This is a genomic window from Geofilum rubicundum JCM 15548, assembly GCF_000974365.1.
GTDB lineage: Bacteria > Bacteroidota > Bacteroidia > Bacteroidales > Marinilabiliaceae > Geofilum > Geofilum rubicundum.
Genome location: NZ_BAZW01000040.1, coordinates 20,040 through 37,292, shown reverse-complemented (window position 1 = coordinate 37,292; position 17,253 = coordinate 20,040). Strand labels below are relative to the sequence as shown.

Here is a 17,253-nt window from a genome sequence, read left to right as displayed (position 1 = left end):
AGGTTGGACGCCTATTGGTGAGCGAAGTCCTAATTCTTCATTAAACAAGCCATTTACAGGGACGTATGATGGTAAGGGTTTTTCAATATCTAACTTATTTTCAAACACTGAAAAGGAATATGTTGGATTATTCGGAGCAACTGACCAGGCAATAATCATTAATGTTAGAGTGGTCGATGTTAATTTAGCATCTTCGGTGCACAATCGTTCTGCCTACCTGGGTGCTTTAATAGGCCATGCTGCGAATAGTTATATTTTTAACTGCTTTTCATCTGGAAATATAAGCGGAGATAGTTTTAGAGACCGTTATTGTGGTGGTTTAATCGGGTACTCTGCAAATAGCATCATCAGTAACAGTTATAGTATTGTTGCTATAACCTCTGGTGACAATAAGGCCTCCAATGCAGGTGGTTTTATAGCTTGTGCATCCGATGACTCTCAAATAATAAACTGTGCTGCCTTTGGGGATGTTGATGGGGTAACTGCCGGCGGTTTTTGTGGTCTTGTTTTTAGTTCCGTCATTGAAAACTGTATAAGTACCGGCAGAGTGGTTGGCCACGATGAATACAATGGAGGTTTCATAGGTCATAATGAAGGAGCCATTATTAATTCCTTTTGGGATACTCAAACAAGTAATCAAGTTAAAGATATTGCTATAAATATTGATAACATTGAACAAGGTTTAGTAGGGAAAACTTCCGCCCAAATGAAAAACCTGGCAACATTCACTAACGCCGGATTCGATTTCACAAACGTTTGGATACATACTGCTAATAATTACCCTGTACCGGCTCTTAAAATGATCCCCTTTGTGGTAATTTCAGATGCTACAAACATAAAAAGTGCAGAAATGACTGCCAATGGGTCAGTTATAGCAGCCAATGCAACTTTGCTTACTAAAAAGGGTTTTGTGTGGAGCAAGCATCCAAATGTTTCAATGGATAACAACCTTGGCAGTAGCGATCAAAACAATAGTGTTGAAGATTACGCTCATGTTATCTCGGGCTTAGAAGGCGACACAAAATACTACATAAAGCTTATGCCGCTAACGGAAATGGTATTTCTTACAGTCGTGAAATGGTTGTTTCAACATCTGCGTTAGAACCACTCATGCCATTAGGCTCAGGAACGGAGAATGCCCCTTACAAAATAGAAAATATTGCGAACTTATATTGGTTGGGCTTAAATCCAGACTATTGGAGTGCGCATTATTTACAAACTGCGGACGTTGATTTCTCAACATTAAATACGCCTCTTTCACAATGGGATGAAGGCAAGGGCTGGAATCCTGTCGGTCATGAAAGCCAAAATTTCACAGGTAGTTACAATGGGGATGGATATGCCATCAATGCATTATTCATTAACAGACCTGAGCAAAATAATATAGGTCTGTTTGGATGGGCACATAACGCAACTATTTCTAATGTGAAATTATCCAACGCTGATATTACCGGAAAGGAAAGAGTTGCTGCTTTAGTTGGCTATTTTTCATGCGACCAGGATTATAGAGATGACCCGTATTCTAATTATCAAGTGACTCATGCTTCTTCAACAGGAACAATCAATGGCGACTATATTGTGGGCGGCCTAGTTGGTTGGTTGTTTAATGCAACGGTTATCAATTCCAACAGTAAGTGTAATGTTAATGGAAATGAGAACGTAGGAGGGCTTGTTGGGAATTCTAATGCCAATGTTTATAGAAGTTTTTCTAACGGGGATGTTGCAGGAATTAAACGCGTAGGTGGCCTTTGCGGTGATGCAGGGGGTAAAATAATCAATGCATATTCTACGGGTAAGGTTACTCGAAAAAGTGGCTCTGAAACCTCATTTGGCTCTTTTGTAGGAGCTGCTGTTGGTGAAATAGAGAATTGCTATGCCGCCGGTAAAGTTGCATACACTGGTGCTACAAACCCCCATGATAAGGGATTTGCTGGTGAAAGTTTTTCAGCGGATTTTGTTAACAATATTTTCGTTTCCGATCTGACGGGACAAACTGCGGCACTGGGAGCTGAGCCTAAAACAGCAGCTGAACTGAGGTTGGAAAAAACCATTGCACACTGGGCGCTTCATCTTGATTGGACCATTAATGATCATATTAACAGTGGTTTGCCAACAATAAAGGATGAAGTTGTGCTTGTTGGTGCCGGAACTAAAGAGGACCCCTACTTAATTAGAAACTGGGAAGAACTATACTGGTTAGCCAATCATGAGCTTTTTTGGTTCAACAAAAACTATAAACAAACGGCCGATATTGTTTTTCCCGAATCCATTGTTTTTTGGAACAACGCTACAGGCTTTAAGCCTATTGGTCATGTCGTTTCACTACATGAGGATACTCCTTTTGAAAGATGTAGTTACAATGGTGGCTTTTATACGATAAAAAACCTGTACATCAATAAACAAGGAAACGATTTCACTGAAGACAGAAACGTTGGTCTGTTTGGACTTATTGAACAATCAGAAATCAAAAATCTGGGGCTGATTGAGGCCAATGTTACCGGTTATTCGAACGTTGGGGCGCTTGTTGGTCAGGGGAAAGGGGATGCAAATAGTTTATCCAACTGCTACGCTACAGGAGTTGTCCAATTAAATAGTGAATCCTCTAATTTTGCAGGTGGTTTAATTGGTAATGATGAGGCGTCAACAATAAAAAATTGTTACAGTACATGTGCGGTACGCGGCGGTACTATGATGGGCGTCTTTGTTGGCCATGCCGGGAGTACAAAGTTTGAGAATTGCTATGCAGCCGGTGAAGTTGAGGATGGCAGTTATAACGGTGGTTTCTATGGCTACTACTCTGCGCCAACTTTTTCAAGTTGTTTCTGGGATGTAAGTACATCGGCACAAGCCGATGATAATTCACACATTGGCCTGACAGGCAAAACAACTGCTCAAATGAAGCAGGCTTCTTCTTTTGCCGGATGGGACTTTGATTTGATTTGGCAAATTGACAATAATGAATATCCTACCCATCGCCGACATGGTCGATTTTATGGTAGTGGAACAGTTTCTGATCCATACCTGATAAATTCCTGGGAAGATCTTCTAAAAATCAGTCAAAGCTCAACGCTTTGGGAAAGTCATTTCGTTCAAACAACTAATATTACTTTCCCGGATGATATAAACAACTGGAACGAGGGCAAAGGTTGGATGCCTATAGGTAAAAGTTATGGTCTCCCATTCAAAGGCTTTTACGATGGGGCAGGGTATGTTGTTGAAAATTTGTACATTAATCAACCTGATAATGATTGTGTTGGTCTGTTTGGTTTCACAGAAGCAGCCACCATTCAATATTTAGGAGCTGTGAATGCAAATGTAACTGGCAAGGATGGTGTAGGCGCACTCCTTGGATATGGTTTTAGAACCAAAATTGACCAATGCTTTAGTACCGGCTCTGTGCAAGGGGGTAATGCTGTTGGAGGTTTAGTTGGTGCAGCTTCGATAATGGAAGCGGGCCAAACATGGAAGTCGGATTTCGTCAATTCCTACTCATTTGCTTCGGTAAATGGTAACGCAATGATTGGGGGCTTTATTGGTGTTGCTGAAATGTTGAATATCAGCGATTGCTATAGTGCGGGAGCTGTTACGGGTGCTGAAAAAGTGGGCGGTTTTATGGGCGATGTCCCTACATTTGGAGTGACTGCTACAAAATGCTATTTTGACACCGAGAAATCAGGCCAGACGGCATCGGTTAGAGGCACAGGCAGGAACTCGGCCCAGATGAAAACAAAAGCCACTTATGAGAACTGGAACTTCACAAAAGTGTGGTCCATAGATGAGGACATAAATGGTGGATATCCCTATTTTGATAACCACGTTATGCTGACAATAAATGTTCAAGGTGAGGGCACGGTGCATCATAATCAAAAACAATACTTTTTAAATGTGTCTTATCTAAAAGGTTCAAGCGTAAATGTGAGTGCGGTGCCTGCTCCGGGATATGTTTTTGATGGCTGGACGGGTGATGTTAATTCTTTTAATGAGAACGCCCAAATAAAGCTGGATGAAAGTAAAACACTAACAGCTACTTTCTCTATGCTGGCAAATACCATTGAAGCGAGATTTCTGGTTGATAAAGATAACCTTAAAGCATTCCCAAATCCTTGTTCAGATTATATGACCATCTCAAACATTGATAAAGCTTCAATGCTTGTGGTATATAATGTTGCAGGAAATAAAGTGATGGAGAAACAACTTTCAGGTTTAGATACAAAAACCATTGATACGTCGAATCTGGATAAGGGAATATACATGGTGCTGATCCAATACGCAGATAAAAAATCTGAAACCTTGAGGTTTGTAAAAAAATAGTGCTTCGTTAAATTGTAAGAACCTCCCGCTTGCCTAAGACAAGAGGGAGGTTTTTCTTTGAAACAATTTTAATAAACGGTCAACGCATTCAAATACGGATGTTTTCCTGTGTTTTTAAGTGCTGGTTTTGCTATGGTGAAGGGAATTTCATTTTCAAAGAAAAACCTAACGCATTCAAATGCTTCTGGATACATAGGTAAAGACTGTACTATTTTAGTGGCAAATATTAACAGATAACTAAAAATTGATTCAAAAATGAAAACAGATTTACTTAAAAAGGCTTTTGCACTTATTGCCCTTGCTGGCTTGTTTGGCACAAACAGCTTTGCCATTGACAAAACCAAGGCTGAAGCAACGGCAACCGCTATTGTTGGTGAAAATACAATCGTCTACACTTTAACGCATGGAGCATTTAGGAATAATGGAGACGGTGAACTAATAGAAAACTGGGCCATTGGTGGACAAAATGGTCAGGATTTAGGAGTAATATCTTCCATTTCTATTGAAGATTTTACAGTTGCAACAATTACTGTCACAGGTGAAATTGAGAACTACAGCGCATACACGTTACAACCAAATTCGGCAGCCATAGAGCTATTTTTTTATGCTCCAGATGAAACTTCCATAACCCTTATAGAGCGAGCAGAAGCAATGGCAACTGCGGTTGAAGGCCATACAGATATTACCTATACATTGTCTAAAGGCCAATTTGTTGAAAGCCTGTCAACTGAACTGGCTTCAAACTGGACTATTGATGGACAAGATGGTCAGGATTTAGGTGCAATAACTTCCATTTCAATGGAAAGTTTGACAGTTGCTACAATTACTGTTACAGGCCAAATAGAGAACTACAGTTCATATACAATACAACCAGCTAAAGAGATAATTGAAGCGCCACATGCTCAGCCAAACCCCGTTGCTGTTATCGTTCAGCCAATTGCTAAAGCACAAGCCCAGGCAGTCGAAAACAGCTATACCATAGAGTTTGCTCTTACAGCCGGATTGTTCAGTAGCATGGAGCAGAGAGGCGGCGGTTTGTATTGCGAGAATCCATCCAATTGGGTTATCGGAGGACTAGAAGGTCAATATTTAGGTGATATTTCATCCATATCGGTATCCGATGATCGCAAGAGTGCGGTATTAACTGTAACAAACTCGATTGAACTCACCTATCACTATACAATTAGGCCTCTATCGACAGCCATTGCATCTCCACATGCATCTCCGCATGAAGTGGCTATTCAAGTAAGTGTTTCAACTTCCAATCAAAACCGTGAAATCTCAAACTTGTCGGTGTTTCCTAATCCGTCAAATGGTGTTTTTAGCATAAGCTCTGATAATGCTTATGTTTTAGAAGTGTTTAATATTCAGGATGTTTGTGTGAAAAAGCAAGAAATAGCCAGCGGCGTGTCTATCATAAATATACAACACGAAAATAGTGGAGCATATATTTTAAAATTAAGAAATGAAGAAGTGGTAAAAACGATAACTGTGATTAAAAACTAGATAAGGCGGTGGATAGAATGATCGATGATGGGGCCAACCAAACCCTTTCAGAAGGCCGTGCAAAAGCAGTTATGGACAAATTCATCGAATTGGGCATCGACAAATCGCGCCTTACATCCAAAGGCTTTGGCGAATCAAAACCCATTGCCAGCAACTCAACAGCCGAGGGAAAAGCCCAGAACCGCAGGGTAGAGTTTGTGAAGTTCTGAATATGATTTTTTTATTTCTTAATACTTAAACCCATTTAATGATGAAGCAGATTTTATTGTTATTAATCAGTGTTATGATCGTCGGAAGCCTGAGTTTTTCATGTAGTAAAGACGAAGAAACTGAAAAGAAAGCTGCCGTGTTGGAAGGAAGCGGCACATGGCACAACCCATTCAAGGTGTCTGTTGGTACAACTAAAACAAAGATTGAGCCGGGAAGTTACCTTTATGAGTTTCCCTATTCAATAGATCAAACCTACACCGTTAAGCTAAGCAAGTTTACACAGGATTTAGACTTGAGAGTCGTCATTGGCTATGGGCCAATCAAGGGAATGGTTTAACCAGCAGCACAAATGGAGGACTAGATGAGGAGGAGCTGACTTATGAATTCTCACAGTCAGACCTTTATCTGCACATAGAGAATTTAGAAGAAGAAGCCACTGATTTTACGCTGAGCATAGTGAAGAACTAAGTTGGGTTTAAATAGCCCTGTTTCTGAAACCGAAGGTTGGTCAAGTGTTTGAATATTAAAAATATTCCGCTTAAGTCAACCATGAAATTAATGGGCGTGGAGGCGAATGTTGTAGCTACCAAATTTGAGGAAAATATGTCGGTACCAACATCAAAGTTCAGACCTATTGCAGGAATTGACTATGAAGAGATGCCCGAAGCGTATGAGTTATTTTAATGTGTTTTTCGAAGTTTTTTATCTGTATTACTATTAATTAATTTTTTATGAAAAAGTTTTTTGTTTTGATGGTGCTTTTTGCTATGAGCCTGTCAGCAGCTAAGGTGAATGCTCAGGAGTCTAAAATGTCTTTAGGCGCCGGATTGAATTATGCAACAGATATTGAAAATGTCGGTATCTCTTTGCAAGGGTTGTATAAAATTGATCCCCAATGGGAGGTGTCGCCTAAGTTTACTTATTATTTTAAAAAAGATTACACGACTTATTCATCGTTGGATTTTGATGGGCATTATGTCTTTAGCGACAATGGCTCCAATGCCTTTTATGCTTTGGCCGGTTTAAACATCACGTTTTTTAAGTACAAGTACGACGGGCCGTCCTATTCAGGCAATGATTTTTCATCTGAGTACGACGCGTATGATGAGTACGATGACATTTGGGGTGATATGGGCGATCTTTATGACGACTTGTTAAATCTTGACTATAAGGACAATGAACTTGGGATCAACGTTGGTGTTGGTGGTCGTTTTGCCTTGACGGATGCTTTAGATCTAAATGCGGAAGCCAAATATACATCGACTTATTCTGGCTATCTTTCAATAGGAGCCGGTTTGTTGTATAAGTTTTAATGGTGAGTTAATCCAAACAAAAAAGCCATCCTCAAACGAGAATGGCTTTTTTGTTCTTTAGAGTAGATTACTTACGTAATCCCAGTTCTTTAATGATGGCTCTGTACCGGTTGATTTCGGTGTTTTTAAGGTAGTTGAGTAAGCGACGACGCTTACCAACCAGACTTACAAGAGCGTGTTCTGTGCTATAATCCTTCTTATTTAACTTGAGATGCTCAGTTAAATGCTTGATACGGTGGGAAAATAATGCAATCTGGCTCTCGGGAGAACCAGTATCAGTATTCGACTTCCCGTACTTAGCGAAGATTTCCTTTTTTACTTCTTGATTCAAATACATAACAGTTTATTCTATAATAAATTTGAGGTGCAAAGATAAATGTTTTTTTAGATTATTGGCAAATAGAACCTTAAAAAAATAAGAACGATGGGGCATTAATCCCAACTGATGGCAGATGCTTTTGCGCCATTGACCAATTTTATCTGGGTATCAGGTGCTGAGAAGTCGGTCTGCTTTAATTGAATATCCCCTGTGGTTTTTCCGGAAACCGCGATGCCAGGCTGATCCATAGCGTCATTAAAATCAAAGTCAGTTAACTCAATGTGGCTGCTGTTGAACAGGGTCAGTGCGGGACCAATTTCCTGAATCACCTGAACATTTTTTAGCTGTATACCTTCAGCATCCACGATGGTAAAGCCCTTTGGGGCACGTAGAATGGCATTTTCGAGCGTCACATTTTCAAGTTTTAGTTCCGGTAAGCCCATAAACAGGGCGGCATTTCCAAAGCCACCGGCCACGATGTTTTTTACATGGATGTTCCGAAATACCGGAGTGCTTTCATTCACGGCCACCGCTTCAGGTTCATTTTCGACCAGACTTAAACTGCTGGACCCATCGTCTAATACCGGCGCTTTGCCGCCATAAAACATGTTGAAACGGATGGGTTCGGTTGGGATATCTGTCATGTTGATGTTGGAGATATAGATGTTCTCTACAACGCCTCCGCGACCCCGATTGCTTTTAAAGCGGATGCCAATGTTGGTACCCATAAAGGTACAATCCGATACGTGGATGTTACGCACACCCCCTGACATTTCACTGCCTATGACAAAGCCGCCATGACCATGGTATACCACATTGTTCTTGACGATGACATTTTCGGTGGGCATGCCCCGGTCGCGTCCTTCCTGGTCCTTTCCCGACTTAAAGCACATGGCATCGTCCCCCACATCAAAATTGTTGTTGTAGATCACGGCATTCTTGCACGATTCCAGATCCAGTCCATCCCCATTCTGCGAATACCAGGGGTTGCGGACGGTCAGGTTGCGTATGGTCACATCTTCACACATCAATGGATGGATGTTCCAGGCGGGTGAATTTTGAAAGGTGGGCCCGTCTAGCAGCACTTTTTGGCAATTGATCAGACTGACCATAACCGGCCTCAGGAAATCCTTTATTTCCATAAAGTCTTTTTGCAGAACGAGGGGTGGGATGTTGCTTCCTTTTGAAAGTCGGTATCCCTTAGCCGATCGTGCTGAGGGAAACCATATTTGTCCGTCATCGCTCAGGACTCCTCCCGAACGGACCAGATTCTCCCACTGATTCTCTGTCATTTTTCCTTTTTTTACCGGACGCCAGGCCTGTCCGTTTCCGTCGATGACTCCCCGACCGGTTATGGCAATGTTCTTGAGGTCCTTGCCACTGAGGGGGGACTGACAACGGTAGGTGGAAAGTCCCTCAAAATAGGTGGGAATAAGGGGGTAGAGGTCAAAATCTTCACTGAAGCGAATCAAAGCACCAGCCTTCAAATGCAATTCGATATTGCTTTGAAGCACGATGGGACCCGTTAACCAGATGCCGGCAGGTACCACCACTTTCCCGCCACCTTGGGCGGCCATTTGATCGATGGCTTTGGCAAAGATGTCGGTGTTGAGTGTGAAGCCATCCGGAATGCCTCCCAAATCGGCCAAGTTGACGGTGTTTTCAGGGATGGCTGGCTCCCGGACTTCAGGCATGTCAAATTCGATGTTTTCATACACCCATGCATCGTCCGCTGCAGGGGTTGTTCCGTTTGAACAGCCGCTTAAGAGCAGGGTAATGACAGTGATCCATGCGATCCCTGTCTTTTTTAAAATATTGATCATTTTTTTAGAATTGAATGTTTGTTAGGTGCTCACTTGCTAAACCTGAAATAGTCAAAGTCGGCAAAGCCCGAATTGTTGGTCGTTTCCTTCCGGACATTGAACAGGCCTACTTTGGCACCGATCCAGTGACCACGGATTATTTGATAGGGCGTGTCAAGGGCCGTGAATCGTCGGCCGTTTTCGCTGTAGCTGAATTGGGCCATGCCATCCGCTGTTACTGAAATCCTGAAATAGATGGCGTTGCCGTCCATCTTTTTGGCAAACATTTCCTCTTCGGGGTTGCCGTATTGGGCATCGTCGCTGATGTTATAAACCAGGTAAATCCCATCTTCCCGATCTTCCAGAGCCAGGGAGGCATAACTGCGTCCCATCAGAATGATGCCGGCCCGTTCGCCCAGTTTGTTTTCGTTGGGACCAAAAGTCATTTTTGTGTCCACGGTGAAGGTTTCTGCCGGAAGCTTTTGAAGCAACAAGTTAGGTACCTGGTAATAATTGGTGGCACCCTCTGGCAATTTGTCCGAGAAAAGTCTCAGCTTTTTGGCGCCCGGATTAAGAAAGGCCCAGGTGTTTTTAGGATTGGCGTGCCATTGCCACTGCAAACCCAGCTCAACGCTCTCGAATTCGTCACTATCGGCAGGCGTAGCTATTGGAAAGGTTCCGCCCACATTTGGTTTGCGGTAGTTGCGGACAGGTTCACCGATACCGTCCCCATTGGTATCTTCTCCAATAATTGGCCAGCCATCCTCCCAGGTCATGGGATTCAGGTGGGTGATACGGCCATATTCGATTCTGTCCTGAAAATGGATGAACCAGTGTTCGCCGGTTTGGGTCTGTACCCAGCCTCCCTGGTGGGGGCCATTGATGTCGGTGTCTCCCTGGTGCATCACCGTCCTGAATTCATAAGGTCCGTATACATTCTTAGAACGCAGCACCTCCTGCCAACCGAAAGTCACGCCACCCGAGGGGGCAAAAATATAGTAGTAACCATTGTGCTTGTAAAATTTGGGGCCTTCGATGGTTTCGTGGGCCGCATGCCCGTCAAATATCATTTTGCCCTCGTTGAGCAAATGGGTGCCGTCGGGATGCATTTCCGCCGCCACCAGAATGCTTTTGATGCCGGCACGACTGCCAGCGTAGGCATGCACCAGGTAGGCACGTCCGTCTTCATCCCACAGGGGAGAAGGATCAATGAGTCCTTTGCCTTCCTTAACCAGGTGGGGTTGGCTCCATGGACCTGCTGCCTCTCTGGCTTTTAGCATGTAGATGCCAAAGTCGGGATCGCCATAATAGATATAAAATTCACCCTCGTGGTAGCGAAAGGATGGCGCCCAAACACCATTGCCATGTTGCGGTTTGGAAAAATGGTCCAGTGGATATTGTCTGGGCAGGGCGTGGCCTATCAGCTCCCAATTAACGAGGTCTTTCGAATGCAAAATGGGCAGGCCGGGAATGACATTAAAGCTCGAGGCCGTCATGTAGTAATCATCGCCCACGCGCACAACATCCGGGTCAGAGTAATCGGCGAATAAGATGGGGTTTTTGTAGGTGCCGTCTCCCTGATCCGACACCCATACATCAGATACATAAGGTTTCTGGGCCCATAGGGCGGCTGTTATACTCAAGGCGATAAAAAATAAAGCTGCTTTTTTCATATGCTTCTTATTTTGATTTTTTTTCTGTATGGTTTATGAAATTCTTCTTAGGTTATTGGATGCTTTCTCTATTAATAATAGTTCTATCAATTTAGCGATCCATTGTATTCAGATAGCTCATTTCGAGGGAGGCCAGAATGAATGGGCCTACAGCCTTTGGGTCATTGTCTCTGATGGGTTCAGAAATGTAATATTCATAGGTGCCGTCGCGGTAGGGGTTGCCTCCGAGTCCGGCTACGGCACAGCAGGACTCAATGTTTATCTGGCCGTCTGCATCTTCGCGAATAAGATGTTCAAGAATGCCTCATAGCCCTTTATGCCCTGTTGCAGATAATCATCACTCAGAAAGCCCAGACGCACACCCTTAAGCAAAAAGTAGGTCAACATAACGGAGGCTGTGGCCTCCTCATAGTTGCCTTCCCGCCCGGGCTGATGGGGTACCTGCCACCAGAGGCCTGTTTCTGCTGTTTGATAGTTAATGATGTGGCTGGCCAGTTTTTGGATGAGATCAATGAGCTTTTGACGGTCCGGGTGGTTTTCCGGAAACCAGGAGGTCGCATCTACCAGCCCCATGGCATACCAGCCCAGACTTCTTCCCCAAAAGCCAGGTGAGTGCCCGGTTTCGGGATCAGACCATTGCTGTTGTCGGCTTTCATCCCATCCGTGATAGTAAAGACCTGTTTCCGGATCGAACATGTTTTTGTCCACCAGGGTATATTGAAGGGCGACATCGGCAAACAGCTCCGGTTCATTAAATACCCGGGCATATTGTGCCAGAAAGGGCGCTCCCATGTAAAGCCCGTCCAACCACATCTGGTGCGGATAGACCTTTTTGTGCCAGAAGCCACCTTCCGAAGTCCTGGGGTGATGACGCATCTGGGTGCGCAGAGATTCAATACCCGCCCGAAGTCCGGTATCCCCGGTCAGCTGGTACAATTCAATCATGAATTTACCTGGATTGATGCGGTCAATATTAAAATCAGTGGGCTTGTAGGTAAGGATTTGGCCCTCTTCAGCGATAAATTTATCTGCAAAGCCCTTGACATAATCCAGGTATTGCTCGTCCCCGGTTTCATGATAGAGGGCCATATGCGCCGTCATCATCAGGCCGTGCGTATATTCCCACTTGGGCGTTTCTCTAAAGTCAATCATCCAAGCTTCAGGGTTTCTTTGGATGTCCGATTGGGCCATCTTTTCGGCCCAGTCTAATCCCTGATTGCTGTCCGGTTTTGTGCAGGATGGCGCCAATGTGGTTAGCAGTAAGGTCGCGATTAAAAATAGTTCTTTCATGATCAAGGGTATTAACTTTTTTGTATGTCGCTAAAGTCCCGTTTTTTTTTAATTCGTATGTGGACATATTATCCGATTTTCCGCAATTTGTCCATTTTGCATCTGTTTTTTTCTTTTAATCGCCGTTTTTTTTAAATAATCCCCGATTAAAAGGTTTTAAAATAAGGGTGCGGCCGGGGAGAGGGATGTGTTTTTCAGCCTGATATTTATGGGGCCCTGGCTGCCCCCACCGGGGGTAATAATTGATTTTTATTGTGCAATAATTGAGTCCTTGCAAGGTCTTAAGGATAAAAGATTTATTTTTATCAAATATTTGCGTTTTTTAATAATACCATAAAATGAAACAGACGGGATGAAGAAAATAGCTTTGGTGGTGTTATTACTTGGATGGATGACTTTGCAGGACGTTTTCGCTGATTCTGAGAAGGGCTATATTTGGCGTCATTTTACGACCGAGGACGGCTTGTCGCAAAATACCGTCATGGATATTTTGCAGGATCACAAGGGCTACATGTGGTTTTCTACCTGGAATGGCCTTAGCCGTTTTGACGGCTACACTTTTAAGTCGTACAAAGTACGTCCCGGCGATGATGTTTTCTTGACCAGTAGCCGGATTGACAAGATTATTGAGGACAAGTACGGCTATTTGTGGCTGTATGCCTATGGTAAAAATGTGGTACGCTTTGATCCGGAGCTGGAGGTGTTTCAAAATGTGCCCGAAAGAACCCATGGAAATATCCATATGTCGGATGTCAAAACATTTCCCACAGGAGTTACCTGGCTCCTAACGGAAAAGGACGGGGCCGTTCGGGTTTCTACCGATACTGCTTCCAGTCGCCTGGATTACGGTTATTTTTCCTTGAGTTCCGGACGGCTTAAAAGCAACCGGGTGTTTGATGTGATCCTGGATTCGGACAACAATGAATGGCTTCTGACGGATAATGGTCTGGCAGTGATTGAAAAAGAATCGCCGGAGGCCCTGAGTTTTTTTTATGGCCATAATCCGGAAGAGCGGAAGCAATCGTCCTTTTTTTGTGGAACAGACAATGCCGAAGAAATCTGGTTTGGTTCAGTCAAGGGCCGTGTTTGGCGGTATATTAAAAAGGGAAAACGATTTATTCATCTTCAGGCCCCGGTGGATGCTGATATTTGTGCCATTCATCAACTGTCTCCCCATTCCTATTTGTTGACAACCAGAGATAAGGGCGTTTTGGTTTATGATGTGGATCATGAAGCATTTGAGCATTTCAGGTTTGACACTTCCGGCCAGAGCAGCTCAGAATTTTTGCCGCAAACTTATCAGGCCAACAACGGAGATGTGTGGATTCAATGGACCAAAAGCCTGTTGGTTCAATACCAAAAAGAAACCTCCCGCATCAAAGAATACCTCATTGGAAGTATCAATAACGATGGGTCCGGTGAACCCGAGTTTATGATGCATGAAGATAAGCAGGGACTTTTGTGGATACATCCCCTGGGGGGCGGTGTTTTTTATTACGATGATGAAAGCGATGAGTTGTCCCGGTTTTTTACCAAAGAAGCGTCCGGCCAAAAGTTTACCGATCGCTTGCACTCCATGTTTTCTGATCAACAAGGAAATTTGTGGATGGGAACCCGGGCCAAGGGCCTGGAAAGATTTGTTTTCCCGAAAGCCTATTTTGGGGTGAAAAAGATTTATCCAGATCCCCGGCTCATTAATGACAACGATATTCGGGCCTTGTTTCAGGATTCCGGGGGCTTGTTGTGGGTGTCCACAAAGGGTGGAAGACTCGGCATTTACGGCAGAGATGAGCAGTTTTTGGGTTTTCTGGGAAGGGATGGCCGCTTACACGCGGATGCCCGTTTTTCCCCGGCCAATGTGTATGCCGTGATGGAAGATAAGGCGGGCACCATCTGGATCGCCACAAAGGGAGAGGGTTTGATTATGGCCACTCCGGTAAGGGATGCCGGAGATTTTCATCTTCACTTAAAATTTTTTAAACACGACCCCGACGATATTTATAGCTTAAGTCACAACGATGTGTATCATATGCATGAGGATGTCAAAGGGCAAATCTGGATTGCAACCTATGGTGGTGGTATCAATCTGCTTCAAAAAACTGCCGAGGGGCACATTCAGTTTATCAATCATTTCAATCACTTAACCAGATACCCCATTGGGAATTGCTACAGGGTCCGGTATATCACATCCTGTTCCTCTGGCAGGATGTGGGTGGGGACCACGCATGGCCTGGTGGTTTTTGATTCGGATTTTGATCAACCGGAAGAAATTCAGTTTTTTAACTATACCTACAGACCTTCCGACGCTTTCTGCTTGAGCAACAATGACGTTCATGGTATTTTAGAGACCATAAATAAAGATGTTTATGTCGCCACCTTTGGGGGTGGCCTGAATAAATTGATTTCTTCAACGGATGCTTTAGAATATCGCTTTAAAAGCTATACCTCAGAGGATGGATTACAAGCAGATGCCTTACTTTCCGTCCTGGAGGATACGGAAGGTTTTATATGGATGCTGTCAGAAAATGGCGTAAGCCGTTTTGATCCCGATCAAAAGCGCTTTAGGAATTTTAATAAAACCGATTTTTCGCAAACACTAAGCTTTTCTGAAGGAGCGGGCCTGGTTTCCATGGACGGATCCATTCGTTTCGGGACGAATAAGGGCGTCATGCGTTTTCATCCCGACTCGATATCAAAAAGCGCTTATGTTCCGCCCATTGTTTTTACAGAGTTCAGGCTGCTGAATAAGCGTCAGCGTCCTTCCAGTGACGGGGTTTTGAAAAGGCACATCGATGCAGCCGACCCCATTCAACTGAAGCACCATCAAAATATTTTTTCAATTGGTTTCGCCGCTATGGACATGAAGAACCCGGAGTCGGTCAGCTATGCGGCCAAGCTGGAGGGGTTCGACAGTGACTGGGTGTTTTTGGATCGTCAGCGTATGCTGAATTTTGCCAATTTGCCGGCCGGTAATTATGTGCTGAAAGTGAGGTCAACCAATAGTGACGGGGTTTGGATGGATAATGAGAAGTCGGTCCCCATCCATATCTCCCCCTCTTTTTGGGTGACCACCTGGGCCTATGTTTTGTATTTCGTATTGTTCTTTTTTATAGGATGGTTGGCCATCTATATCCTGTTCGTAATTTATCGCTTGCGGCACCAAATTGTAGTGGACCATCAGGTGTTGGATATGAAGCTGGAGTTTTTTACCAATATATCCCACGAACTGAGAACCCCTTTAACCCTGATTTTGGCTCCGTTGGAACAAGTGCTGAACGATTCTTCCCTCTCAAAAAATAACCGGGAAGCCTTGGAAGTTGTTGAGCGCAATAGCTCCCGTATGCTTCGTTTAATCAATCAATTGCTGGATTTTGTGAAAATCAATCACCGCAAATTGAAAATGACGGTTGAGCAAGTGCATGTGCCAGGATTTGTGACCCGGGTAATGGATAATTTCAGGTTGATTGCGTTGGAACAAAATGTCGATTTAACCTTGGAAGACCATTCTGAAGAAGGGTATATCTGGGCGGATGTCGATAAACTGGAAAAGGTGGTCTTTAATTTATTATCCAATGCCTTTAAGTTTATTGAAGGGGGCGCATTTGTTAAAGTTATCCTGGATGAAACGCCGGATAGCCTGGTGATAAAAGTAATGGATGATGGCGTTGGTATCAATGAAGCCAAAAAGGGGCACTTGTTTCAGCGCTTTGAAAACTCCATTGGAAAGGGCGTATCGAAAGGGCCCAGTACAGGAATAGGTTTGTCGATTGTTAAAGAGATGGTTGGTCTGCACAATGGAGACATCACTGTTGAAAGCCTTGGGGACAGAGGGACTGTTTTTGTTTTAAAGTTTAAAAAAGGACTGGCCCATTTTGATGATGAAGTGCGAATTCTGGAAGATGAAACCCTTCCGGTTGTTGATACCGAAGAATGGGAGGTGATGAATGAAAGCGAGCACGTTGAGGCGGATGCGGCGGACAATCAGCTACCGGTATTGTTGTTGGTAGAAGATAATTCTGAGGTACGGCGATTTATTAAAAGCATTCTTGAGAAAGATTATGGGGTGCTTGAAGCGGCCAATGGCGCCCATGGTTTTGAGTTGGCCAAAAAACATCTGCCCGATTTAATTGTCAGCGACCTGATGATGCCGGTAAAAAGCGGCATGGATCTTTTGAATGATATCAGAGCTGACATTGAAACGTCTCACATCCCTTTCATCATGCTAACAGCCAAAGCCGATAAGGAAAGTCAACTGGAAGGTATTGGTAAAGGAGCAGATGACTATATTCCCAAACCTTTTAGTCCCTCCTACCTGCAATCCCGCATCATTAACCTGCTGGAGTTGCGCAAAAATTTGCAATTGCATTATCAGGGAAAGCAGGAAACGGTGAGTTTTGAAATAAAACCATCCTTGCCTGAGGTAACGTCCATTGATGAGAAGTTTCTAAGTGATTTGAAACGGTTGATGGAGCAAAACATCGAAAACAGTTCTCTCGTAGTGGATGACCTCGTGAATGAAATGGCTTTGAGTCGGTCGGTTTTCTTTAAAAAACTGAAGGCTCTTACCGGATTGGCCCCCATTGAATACATTAGAGAAATGCGCTTGCAAAGGGCCGTACAACTGATAGAGTCCAGCCAGTATAACATGACGCAAATAGCTTATATGGTTGGGCTGAACGACCCAAGGTATTTCAGCAAATGTTTTAAGCAGCGTTTTGGCGTGACCCCTTCTGAATATAAGCACAAGCAGGCCAAAGTGCTCAATTGATCCTTCGTCGCTTCGGTTTTTTTGTGAGTAAATGATGTATCCCGGCCCCCTTAAAGGGGTC

9 protein-coding genes and 2 pseudogenes are annotated in these 17,253 nt (G+C 43.7%); 7 read left to right on the top strand and 4 right to left on the bottom strand.

What is annotated here, in order from left to right; all coding sequences use genetic code 11:
* The 6 genes and pseudogenes from JCM15548_RS21995 to JCM15548_RS14865 all read left to right on the top strand — a co-directional run.
* A pseudogene (locus JCM15548_RS21995) lies at positions 1 to 1,102 on the top strand (hypothetical protein); the annotation flags it as partial.
* Entirely contained in the window at positions 1,078 to 4,311 is a 3,234-nt protein-coding gene (locus JCM15548_RS14885) for a T9SS type A sorting domain-containing protein (protein ID WP_083985169.1), read from the top strand. The pseudogene JCM15548_RS21995 and the gene JCM15548_RS14885, both read left to right, overlap by 25 nt.
* A 255-nt stretch (positions 4,312 to 4,566) precedes the next feature.
* Positions 4,567 to 5,817 carry a T9SS type A sorting domain-containing protein gene (locus JCM15548_RS14880; RefSeq protein ID WP_062127053.1) on the top strand — a complete coding sequence of 417 codons (1,251 nt, stop codon included), beginning with the start codon at positions 4,567 to 4,569 and terminating at the stop codon, positions 5,815 to 5,817.
* 17 nt (positions 5,818 to 5,834) lie between these two features.
* Positions 5,835 to 6,026: an OmpA family protein gene (locus tag JCM15548_RS14875; RefSeq protein ID WP_062127050.1), complete on the top strand. Its 192-nt coding sequence runs from the start codon at positions 5,835 to 5,837 to the stop codon at positions 6,024 to 6,026.
* A gap of 38 nt (positions 6,027 to 6,064) precedes the next feature.
* Positions 6,065 to 6,364 carry a hypothetical protein gene (locus JCM15548_RS14870; RefSeq protein WP_162198259.1) on the top strand — a complete coding sequence of 100 codons (300 nt, stop codon included), beginning with the start codon at positions 6,065 to 6,067 and terminating at the stop codon, positions 6,362 to 6,364.
* Between the two features lie 394 nt (positions 6,365 to 6,758).
* Positions 6,759 to 7,340, top strand: a complete 582-nt coding sequence (locus tag JCM15548_RS14865; RefSeq protein WP_062127044.1) for an outer membrane beta-barrel protein — start codon at positions 6,759 to 6,761, stop codon at positions 7,338 to 7,340.
* Between the two features lie 67 nt (positions 7,341 to 7,407).
* Here the strand turns inward: JCM15548_RS14865 and rpsO are convergent, their stop codons facing one another.
* From rpsO to JCM15548_RS14845, 4 genes and pseudogenes are all read right to left on the bottom strand, one after another.
* A complete protein-coding gene (rpsO, locus tag JCM15548_RS14860; protein ID WP_062127041.1) occupies positions 7,408 to 7,677 on the bottom strand; it encodes a 30S ribosomal protein S15 in 270 nt (89 codons plus the stop codon).
* A 95-nt stretch (positions 7,678 to 7,772) separates the two neighbouring features.
* The gene (locus JCM15548_RS14855; protein WP_062127039.1) at positions 7,773 to 9,482 is read right to left on the bottom strand and encodes a glycoside hydrolase family 28 protein; all 1,710 of its coding nucleotides are present in this window, start codon (positions 9,480 to 9,482) and stop codon (positions 7,773 to 7,775) included.
* A gap of 29 nt (positions 9,483 to 9,511) precedes the next feature.
* Positions 9,512 to 11,134, bottom strand: coding sequence for a glycoside hydrolase family 43 protein (locus JCM15548_RS14850; RefSeq protein ID WP_062127035.1), 1,623 nt, complete (start codon positions 11,132 to 11,134; stop codon positions 9,512 to 9,514).
* Positions 11,135 to 11,225: 91 nt separating this feature from the next.
* Positions 11,226 to 12,286 (bottom strand): annotated as a pseudogene (locus JCM15548_RS14845) (glycoside hydrolase family 88/105 protein).
* A gap of 490 nt (positions 12,287 to 12,776) precedes the next feature.
* Here JCM15548_RS14845 and JCM15548_RS14840 point away from each other — a divergent pair.
* Positions 12,777 to 17,192 (top strand): hybrid sensor histidine kinase/response regulator transcription factor, encoded by a 4,416-nt coding sequence (locus JCM15548_RS14840; protein WP_062127032.1) that lies wholly within the window; start codon positions 12,777 to 12,779, stop codon positions 17,190 to 17,192.
* Positions 17,193 to 17,253: the final 61 nt, after the last annotated feature.